Here is a 12,447-nt window from a genome sequence, read left to right as displayed (position 1 = left end):
ACACGTCCGAGTAGTGTCCCCCGCAACTATTTTCGGACGCCCGTCTCGTCACTCCTCGTTAACTACAATTAAATGATCAATTCGGCTGTGATGGAGTTCACGCCGGTGGCGCGGTTGCCCCTGCTATGTTCGAAAACCGGGGAAACCGGGCAAACTGCATTGAGGGGGACGACCGTGAGGTACACACTTCTTGGACCTCTGGAAGTCGTGACTGACGAAGGCCGTTCTATTTCTTTCACCGCATCGAAGGCCACTCAGGTTCTTGCGCTCTTGTTAACGCGATGTGGCCAAACGGTGACGGTAGAAACGATAATCGAAGAACTGTGGGGGGATCAACCGCCGACCACTGCAATGCCCACGCTGCAGACCTACGTCTACCACCTGCGCCGCCGGCTGCGCCGCGAAGGCGCGAACGGCGCGGAGCTGCTCGCGACGAGGTCGAGGGGTTACGAGATCTGTGTGGAACCGGAACAGGTCGACGAGAAGGTCTTCGAGCGGCTGGTCGAGTGCGCGGGGGCGCAGATCGACCACGACCCGGAGGCCGCGCTGAAATCGGTCACCGAGGCGCTCGTGTTGTGGCGCGGCCCCGCATTGGCGAGCGTGCACAAGGGTGAGGTGCTGGCGGCCCACGTCACCCGGCTCGAGGAGATGCGGGCGCGCGCGGAGAGCATCCGGATCCAGGCGAAGCGAAGCCTCGGCCGGCACCACGAGATCGTTCCCGAGCTGCGTTCGCTGGTCGCCCGGTATCCGTTGAACGAGTCGCTGCACGCCTGGCTGATCGAAGCGCTCTACCGGTCCGGTCGGCGTGCCGAGGCGCTGGGCGCGTATCGCGACCTGTGGTCTCGGCTCGATGTCGAGCTGGGGGTGGCGCCCAGCCGGGAGGCTCAGCTGCTGCAGCGAGCCATCCTGGAGCTCGACGACGTCCGAGTACCGGTGCGGGCGAGGCGGAAGGGCTGAATGTCCCTTGCCGCATCACGAGGGCGGCGCCTCCTCGGCCGTGATCCGGTCGCGGTGCAGCACCACCTTGGTGGTGCGGGCGGCGTAGGCGGTGGGGGCGTCGTCCCAGTCGGCGGTGAGGGTGGTGACCCGTTCGGCGGGGAAGCCGGTGCGGTGCACGAAGCCGAGCAGGTCGGGGAGGATCGCGCGGGTGTGCGAGACGCCGAGGCGCAGGGTGGCGTCGGTGGCGTACATGTGCATCACGGGCACCGGTGTCGCAGTGGCGATGTAGTAGCCGACGGCGGTGCAGATGCCTCCCGGCGCGACAGCGCGGACGGCCCGCTGGAGCCCGGACGTGCTGGAGGTCGCCTCGACCACGACGTCGTAGCCGGAGTTCGTGGCCGGGCCGCGACGGTACGGGTGGGCGCGGGCCCCGAAGGTCTCGGCGATCTGCCGCCGGGCCGGGCTGCGGTCGAGGTAGTCGACCACGGATGCTCCGTGTGCGACGGCGAGGCCCGCGGCGTAGAGGCCGATGCTCTTGGCCCCGCCGCCGAGTACGAGTACCGAGCCGCCTCCGCGTTCGGTGAGCGGGGGCACGACGGTCCGCCAGGCGTCGGCGAGGTTGTCGCTGGCCGCGGCGACGCGCAGCGCCGGGGTGCCGGCGGGGACGGGGACGAGCATGTGGTCGGCGTGGGGCACGCGGACCTCGTCGGCGATCATTCCGCCCCACGGCCCGCTGGCCGGACCGAACCCGAACGCGGCGAGGGTGGTGTCGGTGGTGGTTGCGCACTTGGCGGTGAGCCCGCGCCGGCACCGCTCGCAGGTGCCGCAGGAGACCGCCCACGGCACCACCACGGTCTGGCCTGCCCGAACGTGACGCACGTCGTCGCCGACGGCGAGGACCTCGGCGACGCACTCGTGGCCGATCGCGAACGGTCCCTTGAACGGGACGGGTCCGCAGATCGAGCCCACGGCGGGGTCGATGGCGCCGAGCCGCAACCCGGCCTGCATCGCCCGCGACACCCTGCGGTGCAGGGGGAGGGTGTCACCGTCGCAGCGGCCCGCGACGAACGGGCGCACGATCGCGTCGGTCGGGTCCTGCAGGGCGGGTCCGTCGCGTTCGTGCCAGGCCAGCCGCCGGTCACGGGTGAAGTGCAGCTCGCGCATCGTTCTCCGTTCTATGACGAACGTTATAGACGCTAGGTTATAGCGGTCGTCATAACAAGGAGGGCGTCATGAGCGCGGACGTCCGGCAGCAGATCGTCGCCGGCGCAGCCGATCTGATCCGCCGCCGCGGGCTGGCCGGGACCAGCATCCGTGGCCTCGCCGAGCACGCCGCGGCGCCACTCGGATCGACCTACCACTACTTCCCCGGCGGGAAGCAGCAGCTGGCCGCCGAGGCCGTCCGGTTCGCGGGGGACCAGGTCGCGGGCACGCTCCGCGCGGCGCTCGAGGCCGGTCCGGTGGACGGGCTGCGCGCGTTCCTCGCGCTGTGGTGGAAGATCCTGACACGGACCGGTTTCCGGGCAGGCTGCCCCGTACTCGTGGTGTCCGTCGAGGAGCCGGCGGGGGACGAGTCCGCTCCCCGTGAGGCGGCGGCGGAGGCGTTCCGCGCCTGGGAGGGGATGCTCGCCGATTCCCTGCGCGAGCACGGTGCCGATGCGCGCGACGCGGAGGAGCTCGCGACCCTCGTCGTGGCCGCGGTCGAGGGCGCGGTCGCGATGTGCCGCGCCCGGCGCGATACCGGCCCGCTCGATCGCGTCGCCGCGAGGCTGGAGTTGCTCGTCAGCGAGGTCGTGTCGCGGCCGGCGTAGTCAGCCCGTCAGATCGAGCACGTCGAACCGCAGATCCCGCCAGATCTCGCGTGCCCGTTCCTCGGGATACGGCCCGACCGTCGGCTCGGCGTCGTACACCCGCGTGGTGCGCTCGCTGGTCGTGTAGTTCGGCCAGCCGGGGTCGCCTGCGGCGGCGAACGCGAGGTGTTCGCCCCGCATCAGGCTCGACAGCCGTTCGGCCTGCGCAACGGCGTCCCGGCCGGCTTCCACGAGCCCGGTTTCGATGTGGGTGGTGCCGAACACGAGCAGGGTGTCCAGGCCGTGCGATGCGCCCAGCGAGTTGAACCCCCAGCAGAGCTCGTAGAGCCACACCGGCGCACCGCCTGCGAGGGCGGCCTCGGCGAGGTGGAGGGCGGGCATCCGCCACAACCAGTCCGACATGGCCGTGTCACGCAGCGCGTTCGGGGACGCCGACGGATGGGCCGCTCGATAGCGATGGGCGCCCGGCGTCGGTGCGAGCCCGTCCAGCAGCGCGTCCGCCCCGGCGTCGTCGATGTCGCCGAGCCGGGCGGCGAGCAGGCTGAACTCGTCGCGGGTGTGCCCGACGAGCAGGTCGACAGCACGGGCCGCGCCGCCGGCGAGCGCGGCCCACGGGGACGAGGGCAGCACGTCGCCATCCACCACCGGGGAGAACGGCGTGGGGGTGTACGCCACAGCGCCCCACCGGTCGACGCGCAGCGGGAGCCGGTCCGTCACCGCCCTTGCCGCCTCGACGAGAGCATCGGGTGCGACGTCGGCGAGGTCCGCGGCCCGCGGTGAACGACCGAGCTCGGTGGCGACCTCCGCCGCGACGTCCGCCGCGAGAGCGGGGGTGAAGAAGGTTCCCGGGAGGCTTTGCAGGATCGCGCGCCGGAACAGCCCGGTCGCCTCCGGCATCGCCAGCAGCGCGGCGATCGAGCCCGCTCCGGCCGACTGGCCGAGGACGGTGACGTCGTCCGGGTTGCCGCCGAAGGCAGCGATGTTGTCCCGTACCCAGCGGAGCGCGGCGACCTGGTCGAGCAACCCACGGTTGTCCGGCGCGCCGTCGAGCCGGGCGAAGCCCTCGGCCCCGGTGCGGTAGTGGGCGCTCACCACGACGGCACCGCCTGCCGCCACGGCCGGGCCCGCCAGGTGCGGATTGGCCGAGTCGCAGTTCAGGTACGTGCCGCCGCTGATCCACACCACGACGGGTAGTCCGCTTCTCCCCGGCGCAGGCGTCCAGACGGCGAGGTTCAGCCACTCCTCGCCGTCGGTCGGCCGGCCCGGCTGCGGCGGGGGCGGGCCGAACCGGGTGGCGTCGCGGACCCCCGTCCATGCCACCGCCGGGCGGGGAGCGGCGAACCTGTTCGGCCCGACCGGGGGTGCTGCGAAGGGAACGCCGCGGAACACGGCAACCCCGTCCTCCCAGCTGCCCCGGACCATTCCGGCGGTCGTGCGCGCGTCGACGGTCACGACCTCACCCTCACACGGCGCACCGCCTCGGTCACGCGGATTGCTGCGAGGTCGCCACCGCCGGACGCCCGACGCGCGGTGCGACGGCGGGACGAGCCCTGCGCGTGGCAACGACCACGCCCACAAGGCAGAGCAGTCCGCCGGTCAGCGCGAGCGGCGCCGGGAACTCACCGAGGAGGGTCCAGGACAGCAGCACGACGATCGGCGGGACGCTGTAGGTGGCGGCGGCAAGCCGGCCCGCTGTCGTCCGTGACAGCGCATACCCCCAGGTCAGGAACGCGAGAGCGGTCGGGAAGACGCCCAGGTAGGCGATCCCGGCGGTCGCCGCGGCTGGCGCCGTCGCCAGCTCGGTGAGCAGCGCGGGCAGGTACGGCAGCAGGGCGACCGTGCCCGCGACCGCACCGATCCACGTCATGGTCAGCGCGTCCACGCGAGCCAGGAGCCTCTTCTGCGCGACGGCGGCACCGGCGTACACCAGCGCGGCGAGCAGTCCGAGCAGCACCCCGGCGACGTCGGCGCCGCCGGAGGACGTGGTCGCCGCGATGAGCGCCACGCCGCAGAACGCGATCGCCATCCCGGCCAGCAGCCGGGCCGGGAAGCCCTCCCCGAGCAGCACACCGGCCAGCACAGCCACTACCACCGGTGCCACGTTCACCAGCAGCGCGGCCGTGCCGGCGTCGAGGTGCCGCTCGGCGGCGTTCAGCGCGAGGTTGTAGAGCCCGAACCAGGCCACACCCCACAGCGCGATCGCACGGAGCAGCCGCCCGCGCGGGTTCACCGCTGTCACGGGACGCCTGCGGGCCCGCACCACCAGCACGATCACGGTGAGCGTGAGCGACCCGACGAGCATCCGGCCCAATGCGAGCGCTCCGGGCGTCAGCTCGTGGCCGACCGCCCGGATCCCGACGAACGCCGAGGCCCAGAAGACGACGGTCGTCGCCGCGGCCGCGAGGGGGAGCAGCTGCTTGTAGCGCGTCATGGCTCCAGCCTGATCAGCCGGACCGTTCAGCACCAGCGACAGTTCCTACCGCTGGATTCAGTCCGACTGTATGGTCGACCCGTGCTCGACACCCATCGACTGCGCATCTTCCGCTCCGTCGTCGCCAGCGGGTCGGTGCAGGCGGCCGCCGCGAACCTGGGTTACACCCCGTCCGCCGTGAGCCAGCACGTCACCGCCCTGCAGCGGGAGACGGGGCTGGTCCTGTTCGAGCGGGCGGGGCGCGGGCTGCGCGCGACGGGCGCCGGGCTACTGCTGGCCGAACAGGCGGACGCGATCCTCGACCGGCTCGGCGAGGCGGAGGCGGTGGTCGCGGACCTGCGAGCCGGCCGTACGGGTGCGCTGTCGCTGTCCTACTTCGCCTCGGTCGGCGCGGCCTGGCTACCCCGGGTCGTGCGCCTGCTGACCAGCGAGTTCCCCGGTGTCCGGCTGGACCTCGCGCTGCGCGACTGGCTGCCGGACGACCCGGCCGATCGGTCCGACGTGCAGATCGCCGTCGAACGCCCCGACTTCGCCGCATGGCCCGGCTTCACCGCGCACCACCTGCTCGACGAGCCGTACGTCGTCGTGCTGCCGGAAGGCCACCCGATGACGGGTCGCGAGGAGATCGAGCTGGCGGAGCTCGCATCGGAGCAATGGGTGGACAACGACTTCGCCCGCGGCTGGTGCCGGCGCAACCTGATCGAGGCGTGCACCGCGGCAGGCTTCCGGCCGCCGTTCCACGTCGAGGCGCACGACTACCCGACCGCGCTCGCTTTCGTCGCCGCCGGCATCGGGGTCACCGTCCTGCCAGAGCTCGGGGCCATCCACCTCCCGGCCGGGACGCACGCCGTGCCCGTCGTCCAGCCGACGCCCGTCCGATCGATCCTCGCGGTGGTCCGCGACGCCGTCGCGAGCACCCCTCCGGTGCTCGCGACGTGCGCAGAACTGCGGGAGATCGCCGCCGAGTGCCTGATGCGGTCGAGGTCCTCACCTCTGTGGGCCGGCGCATCGGTTCATCGCGCCTCCGGCTCCTACATTTCGTGAGCAAGGCTCCCGACGGGGCGTCAAGTCGTGTGATCATGTACTCTCTGGGAGGCCTACGGACACAGAGAGTGAGTGCGTCAACGACATGAGCAGCGAGTTCTCCAGCTCAGGACCCGGGCCGGCGGTCGACGAGTCTGTTCCCCACTCGGCGCGGATCTGGAACTACTGGCAGGGCGGCAAGGACTACTACGCTGTTGACAAGGAGGCCGGGGACCAGTACATCGCGGTCTTCCCCGGAATCGTCGACATCGCTCGGAGCATGCGCTACTTCCTGAGGCGCAGCGTCCGCTACCTGGCCGGCGAGGCCGGGGTCTCGCAGTTCCTCGACATCGGCACCGGGCTGCCGACCTCGGACAACACGCACCAGGTCGCCCAGCAGGAGAACCCGGCTGCCCGCATCGTCTACGTCGACAACGACCCCACCGTGCTGGCGCACGCTCGTGCCCTTCTGACCAGCACCCCCGAGGGTGCCACCGCATACATCGACACCAATCTGACCGACGTGAACGTGGTCCTGTCAGAGGCCGCGAAGACCCTGGACCTGACAAAGCCGATTGCGGTCACCATCAACGGCGTCCTCGGACACACCAACGACTACGGTGTGGCATTGTCGGTCGTGCGTGGAATCATGGACAGGCTGCCGTCGGGCAGTTATCTGGCGTTTTCCGACTCCACCACCGAGGACGAGGCGTTCAACCAGGCGCAGCAGGGTTATGACGACACGGGCGCGGTCCCGTACAAGCTGTGGACCCCGGAGGAACTCGCCGGCTTCTTCGACGGCCTGGAACTCGTGGAGCCCGGCCTGGTGCCCATTCCGATGTGGCGCCCCGAGCCCGGCGACAACCCGAAGCCGTTGCCCACGCTCGCAGGTGTCGGCCGCAAGCCTTAGGAACCGACACCGCGCTCGCTGGAGCGGCGCGTCCCGCTGTTGTGTCGAGGTAAAGGCTGTCGCGGCATCGCTCGAATGCTCGCGGCATGGCGTTGACGGTCAGAATGCCGTGCGCCACGGCGGGTCGGCCGCCGCCTCCCCGTCGCCGAGGCTCAGAGCGCGTCACGCACGGACGTGATCAGCTCGGTGGACCGCTGGGGTGTCAACGCCCCGGCGGCCAACCGGTTCATGATCTGGAGGTAGTTCATCACCTCGACGTTCCTGTTCAGGTACAGCGCGCTGTTGAGCTGCTCGAGGTAGACGATGTCGGGGAGGTCGGGCTCCGCGAAGCGCAGCAGGGTGAACGGCCCGCCGACCGCCGCGACGTCGCTGCGGTCGAAGGGCACGACCTGCACCGTGATGTGCTGCCGCGTGGTGGCCTCGAGGATGTGGTCGAGCTGGTCCCGCATGACCTGCCGACCGCCCAGGCTCCGGCGCAGCACCGCTTCATCGATCACTGCCCAGTAGTCAGGTGGCTTCGGCACGTCGAGCAACTGCTGGCGGTGCATCCGCAGCTCGACGCGCTTGCTCACCTCATCGGCGCGGACGGCCTCGCCCAGGTTGACCACCGCGTTGGCGTAGGCCTCGGTCTGCAGCAGACCCGGCACGTACTGGGCCTCGTAGGTACGGATGATCGTGGCGGCCTGCTCCAGCCCGACGTAGGTCGAGAACCAGTCCGGCATGGTGTCGCTGTAACGGTGCCACCAGCCAGGCTCGTTGGCCTGCTCGGCCAGGCTCAGCACCACGTCGCGGGCCGATCCCTCGGTGAGCCCGTACATCGTCAGGAGGTCGGCGACGTCCCGCGGCTTGAACCCCACACGGCCCGACTCGATACGGCTCATCTTCGCTTCGGAGCCGCGGATGGCATAGGCAGCGTCCTCACGGCTGATGCCGCTCGCTTCACGAAGCCGGCGAAGCTGTGCGCCGACCAGGATGCGCAGAACCGTGGGGCCGCCCCTGGCCTCGGCGAACCCGCCCTCACGCGGGTCGTCCTCCTGGCCGTCGGCCATAATCACCCCCGAGAAGACTGCGGATCTCGCGCATCGGGCCACACGGTACCGCGCGCTTTGCGCCGGCGGGCGAGCCGCGCCACAGCATACGACGCCACGCGGGTGCAGAGCGAATTCAACGGAACCGCGGAGATGGACGGCGTTCATCCCCTCCGGGGGGTCTTGCACAGCCTCGTTCCGATTCGAGGCCACAGCTCCGTATCGGCATCACTCGGCTAATCGCTCAGCCACCCGCACCGGCATGAGTTCGAGCCGGCGCGATCCGTTTCACCGAAGCCCGTTGGGATCGCCGTCGGTCAGATCGTCGAACTCGCCGTGCTTGGCGCCGAGCAGGAACGCCCGGAACTCCTCCGCGGTGTGGACCAGCACATCCCCGTCCGGCCGCCGTGAGTTGCGCATGGCGACGCGCCCACCGGCGAGCGGCGCGAGCTCCACGCACGAGCCGTTCGGGTTGCTGTGCTCGCTCTTGCGCCACTGGAGCGACGCGGCGCCCACCAACGGCGTCGTCGACTCGGTCGACGGCCCAACGAAGTCCTGCATGCTGTCGTCACCCTCCGGGCGTGCATCGGCGGCCGCGAGCCAGCCGCAATTGCATATGAAACTGCATCGGGACGTGCATCTGCAACCGGAAGGAGTACCGGCGCCGGGCATCCGGGCGATCTCCGCGACGCCGGACAGGGCCGTCTCAGGCCGTCGTCACCGCTCAATCAGCGGGCGGCCAGGCATCGCGAGGCGGGCTCGGCGGTGGGCGGCCATCCGGACGGGGGCGTTCGCGGCGCCGTACCCGTCGTAGCCGCCGATCCGCTGGACGATCTCGAAGAACACGCGCCCGCCGAGCACCTCGGTGTAGAGGTGCAGGTAGGCGCCGTCGCCGGTCTCGTCGTAGAAGAGTCCGAGCTCGCGCATCGCGGCGAGCCGGACGGGATCGAGGTCGAAGCGGGCGTCGAGATCGTCGTGGTAGTTGGCGGGCACCTCCAGCAGCGGCGCGCCCGCCTCGCGCAGGGTACGGGCGGCAGCGACGATGTCGTCGGTGGCGAACGCGACGTGCTGGGGCTCCGGGACTCCGGGGGACCATTCGCCCCGCCGCAGCAACGAGGCCGTCAGGCTCAGCCGCACCGAGCGCTCGGAGTTCGTCACCGCACGGTCGCGGACGAGGCCGAAGGGTGCGGGGATCTCGGTGACCTCTTCGGGGCCGAGCCCGAGGACCTCCCGGTAGAACAGCGCGGCCTCGTCGAAGGAGTCGAACGGCTGGGTGAGACCGACGTGGTCGATCCGGGTGACACCGACGCCGCCGCCGCGCACGCCGGTCGGGAGGAAGTCGGCGGGCCAGCCGTCGGGGACGGTGCGGGTGAAGAACACCTGGGCGCCGTCGGGTGCCGCGACGGCGCGGAGGTCGGCCTCGGCAACGCCGCGGGAGCGGGGGAGGACGGGGGCGAGTAGGGACGCTGCCCGCTGCGCGGAGCCCGCCGGGTCCTCGCTCTCCAGGCCGAGCGCGGCGACCCCGGCCACCCCGGTCTCGGCGGGCCGCACGACCGAGGCGTTCAGCAGGACCCGGGCGTCCCCCTGCTCCCACTGCTGGACGGGCTTGCTGCGGTGCTGTCCGGCGTGGGCGAACCCGAGGCGGGCGAGTACGTCGCCGACCTGAGGTCCGGAGACCCCGTCGACGGCCAGCTCGACGAACGAGTACCCGCTGAGCCGGGGTGCCGCCGGGCGGACGGGCAGCCCGAGGTCGGGCCGCTCGGCGGCCGCCTGGTCCTCGAGCCACAGCAGCGAGCGCATGGCGTCGACGGCGGTGCGTACGGGGTCGGCCTGCCGGAAGACGTCGTTGAACACCTCGAGCGACAGCGGTCCGTCGTAGCCGGCGTCGAGGACGCCCGTGAGGAAGGCGGGCAGGTCGAAGGCGCCCTGGCCGGGGAAGAGGCGGTGGTGGCGGCTCCACTGCAGCACGTCCATCTGCAGGTGCGGGGCGTCGGCCAGCTGGAGGAAGAAGATCTTGCCAGGGGCGATGTCCGCGAACCCGGCGGGGTCGCCGTTCCGCGACAGTACGTGGAAGCTGTCCAGGCACAGCCCGAGCGCCGGGTGGTCGGCGAGCGCGACCGGCTGCCATGACTCCTCCCATGTGGAGACGTGCCGTCCCCACGCCAGCGCCTCGAACGCGATCCGCAGCCCGCGGTCGGCGGCCCGATCGGCGGCCGCGGCCAGCTGCTGCGCGAGCTGCTCCGCGCCGGCGACGGCGTCCGGGGAGACGGAGGAGCACACGAGCACCGTCGGCGTCCCCAACTGCTCCATGACGTCGAACTTCCGCTCGAGCCGGCGCAGGTTCCGCGCGAAGCGGTCGGGGTCGGTCGAGTCCAGGTCGCGGAAGGGCTGGTAGAGGTCGATGCTCAGGCCGAGATCGGCGCACCGGGCGGCGAGCTCGGCCGGCGTCCACGGGGATGCGATCAGGTCGGGCTCGAAGACCTCGATGCCGTCGAACGCGGCCGCAGCAGCCGCTGCGACCTTGTCCTCGAGCGTCCCCGACAGGCACACCGTCGCGATCGACCGTTCAGGCAACGCGATCCCCTCCCGTTCCGATCTCGCTCCGCACCAGTTCGGTGAGGTGCCGCCGCATCCGGGCGGCGTCCGCCTCGAGGCCGGTGAACAGCCGGAACGACTCGGCGGCCTGGTGCACCGCCATGCGGCTGCCGTCCAGCGTCGCGCAGCCCGCGGCACGCGCCGCCCGGAGCAGCTCCGTGTCGAGCGGCCGGTAGACGATCTCGGCGACCCACAGCTCTGCGCGGAGGAGCTCCGCCGGGACCGGCAGGCCGGGGTGCTCGGACATACCCATGGGCGTCGCGTGCACCAACCCGTCAGCTGCCTCGACCCGCGGTGCGAGCTCGCTCATGTCGATGCCGGTTGCCCGGCCCGCCCCGAAGTGGTCGGCCAGAGCGGTGGCGAGGCGCCGAGCGCGTGAAGCGTCCACATCGAGGATGTCGACCCTGCCGGCGCCGACCGAGAGCAGGGCGTGGCTCGCGGCCGCACCGGCGCCGCCCGCGCCGATCAGCACGACGTGGTCGAGCCGTGCGTCCGGCAGCCCGTCGCGGAGGCCGTCGCGGAAGCCCGTCCAGTCCGTGTTGTGCCCGATCGCGCAGCCGCCGTCGAACACGACGGTGTTGACCGCGCCGATCGCCGCCGCGGCCGGATCGAGGGCGTCGAGGTGGGGGATGACGAGCTGCTTGCACGGGTGGGTGACGTTCAACCCGCGGAACCCGGCGACCCGCGCCTGCAGCACCAGATCGCCGATCGCCTCGGGCGGCAGCCGCAGGGCATCGAGATCGAGCCGCACGTAGCGGTAGTGCAGGCCGAGCTCCTTTGCCTCCCGCATGTGCAGTGCAGGCGAGAGGGACGGGCCGATGCCGGACCCGATGAGACCGACGAGAAGGCCGGCGGCGTCGATGCTCACGTGACTCCCAGAGGATGTACCGGATAGTTAGTTGTACCTCGGATCGGTGGCCGCCGGAAGGTGCTCGGGCGAGCTCGGGGCGTCTTGACCTAATGTCGGGTCGGCGGATCGGAGGAGGCGACGTGGCAACGGGGATGGAGAGCACGCGGGAGCGGCAGCGCGATGCCGACCGCACCCGTGCCGAGATCCTCGACGTCGCCACCGAGGAACTCGCCACGCGCGGCTTCGCGGGGGCCCGGGTCGACGAGATCGCCGCGAAGACCCGCACGACGAAGCGGATGATCTACTACTACTTCGGCAGCAAGCAGGGCCTGTACGTCGCGGTGCTGGAGCGGGCCTACGCGCAGATCCGCGCCCTGGAGCAGCGGCTCGACGTCGAGCACCTCGACCCGGCCCGCGCGATGCGGGCACTCGCCGAGCTCACGCTCGACCACCACGCGTCGCATCCGGCGTTCATCCGCCTGGTGAGCATCGAGAACATCCACCACGCCGAGCACCTCAAGACCTCGCCGGTGCTGTCCAGTCTCGCGACGCCCGCTGTCGACGTGCTCGGACGCATCCTCGAGCGCGGCCGGGCCGCAGGGCTCTTCCGGGACGACGTCGACGCGCTCGACGTCCACATGATCATCAGCTCGTTCTGCGTCTTCCGCATCGCGAACCGGCACACGTTCCAGGTCATCTTCGGGCGCGACATGCTCGATCCCGAGTACCGCGACCACCACCGGCGCATGCTCGGCGATCTCGTGCTCGAGTACCTGACCGCGAACGTCGGCCGCGCCTGACTGCTCCCCTTGACAGGGTCTGAGTCCTAACTCACCATTTGGTACCTCACCATTCAGTAC

The 12,447-nt window shown here is 71.1% G+C and carries 12 protein-coding genes; 5 read left to right on the top strand and 7 right to left on the bottom strand.

Annotated elements, in window-relative coordinates; translation table 11 throughout:
* Nucleotides 1-72 precede the first annotated feature (72 nt).
* Nucleotides 73-957, top strand: coding sequence for a BTAD domain-containing putative transcriptional regulator (locus tag K1T35_RS37370; RefSeq protein ID WP_370645201.1), 885 nt, complete (start codon nt 73-75; stop codon nt 955-957).
* A 15-nt stretch (nt 958-972) separates the two neighbouring features.
* On the opposite strand, the gene K1T35_RS37365 is transcribed toward K1T35_RS37370, so the two are convergent.
* The gene (locus tag K1T35_RS37365) at nt 973-2,103 is read right to left on the bottom strand and encodes an alcohol dehydrogenase catalytic domain-containing protein (protein ID WP_220256427.1); all 1,131 of its coding nucleotides are present in this window, start codon (nt 2,101-2,103) and stop codon (nt 973-975) included.
* Between the two features lie 68 nt (nt 2,104-2,171).
* On the opposite strand from K1T35_RS37365, the gene K1T35_RS37360 reads away from it, so the two are divergent.
* Nucleotides 2,172-2,750, top strand: coding sequence for a TetR/AcrR family transcriptional regulator (locus tag K1T35_RS37360; protein WP_220256426.1), 579 nt, complete (start codon nt 2,172-2,174; stop codon nt 2,748-2,750).
* Here K1T35_RS37360 and K1T35_RS37355 read toward each other — a convergent pair whose 3' ends face one another.
* Together K1T35_RS37355 and K1T35_RS37350 are read right to left on the bottom strand one after the other, a co-directional pair.
* Nucleotides 2,751-4,202 carry a carboxylesterase/lipase family protein gene (locus K1T35_RS37355; protein ID WP_255621151.1) on the bottom strand — a complete coding sequence of 484 codons (1,452 nt, stop codon included), beginning with the start codon at nt 4,200-4,202 and terminating at the stop codon, nt 2,751-2,753. It lies immediately after the preceding gene.
* A gap of 31 nt (nt 4,203-4,233) precedes the next feature.
* The gene (locus K1T35_RS37350; protein ID WP_220256425.1) at nt 4,234-5,181 is read right to left on the bottom strand and encodes a DMT family transporter; all 948 of its coding nucleotides are present in this window, start codon (nt 5,179-5,181) and stop codon (nt 4,234-4,236) included.
* Between the two features lie 81 nt (nt 5,182-5,262).
* Here K1T35_RS37350 and K1T35_RS37345 point away from each other — a divergent pair, with 81 nt between their 5' ends.
* Together K1T35_RS37345 and K1T35_RS37340 are read left to right on the top strand one after the other, a co-directional pair.
* The gene (locus K1T35_RS37345) at nt 5,263-6,225 is read left to right on the top strand and encodes a LysR family transcriptional regulator (protein WP_220256424.1); all 963 of its coding nucleotides are present in this window, start codon (nt 5,263-5,265) and stop codon (nt 6,223-6,225) included.
* 85 nt (nt 6,226-6,310) lie between these two features.
* Complete coding sequence (locus K1T35_RS37340; protein WP_220256423.1) at nt 6,311-7,114, top strand: SAM-dependent methyltransferase; 804 nt, start codon at nt 6,311-6,313, stop codon at nt 7,112-7,114.
* A 152-nt stretch (nt 7,115-7,266) separates the two neighbouring features.
* Here K1T35_RS37340 and K1T35_RS37335 read toward each other — a convergent pair whose 3' ends face one another.
* The 4 genes from K1T35_RS37335 to K1T35_RS37320 all read right to left on the bottom strand — a co-directional run bounded on the left by K1T35_RS37335 (nt 7,267) and on the right by K1T35_RS37320 (nt 11,605).
* On the bottom strand, nt 7,267-8,310 hold the full coding sequence (locus K1T35_RS37335) for a helix-turn-helix domain-containing protein (RefSeq protein WP_370645200.1): 1,044 nt from the start codon (nt 8,308-8,310) through the stop codon (nt 7,267-7,269).
* A gap of 120 nt (nt 8,311-8,430) precedes the next feature.
* Nucleotides 8,431-8,703 carry a DUF397 domain-containing protein gene (locus tag K1T35_RS37330; RefSeq protein ID WP_220256422.1) on the bottom strand — a complete coding sequence of 91 codons (273 nt, stop codon included), beginning with the start codon at nt 8,701-8,703 and terminating at the stop codon, nt 8,431-8,433.
* Nucleotides 8,704-8,859: 156 nt separating this feature from the next.
* Complete coding sequence (locus K1T35_RS37325) at nt 8,860-10,716, bottom strand: bifunctional sugar phosphate isomerase/epimerase/4-hydroxyphenylpyruvate dioxygenase family protein (RefSeq protein ID WP_255621149.1); 1,857 nt, start codon at nt 10,714-10,716, stop codon at nt 8,860-8,862.
* Nucleotides 10,709-11,605, bottom strand: coding sequence for a shikimate dehydrogenase (locus K1T35_RS37320; protein WP_255621148.1), 897 nt, complete (start codon nt 11,603-11,605; stop codon nt 10,709-10,711). Before K1T35_RS37320 ends, K1T35_RS37325 begins: the two co-directional genes overlap by 8 nt.
* Nucleotides 11,606-11,739: 134 nt before the next feature.
* On the opposite strand from K1T35_RS37320, the gene K1T35_RS37315 reads away from it, so the two are divergent.
* Nucleotides 11,740-12,387 carry a TetR/AcrR family transcriptional regulator gene (locus K1T35_RS37315; protein ID WP_220263085.1) on the top strand — a complete coding sequence of 216 codons (648 nt, stop codon included), beginning with the start codon at nt 11,740-11,742 and terminating at the stop codon, nt 12,385-12,387.
* The last annotated feature ends 60 nt before the right edge of the window (nt 12,388-12,447 follow it).

The sequence above is a fragment of the Pseudonocardia sp. DSM 110487 genome, assembly GCF_019468565.1.
Taxonomy (GTDB): Bacteria; Actinomycetota; Actinomycetes; order Mycobacteriales; family Pseudonocardiaceae; genus Pseudonocardia.
The sequence above is the reverse complement of the archived record's forward strand: the minus strand, read 5'-3'. Positions and strand labels throughout refer to the sequence as shown.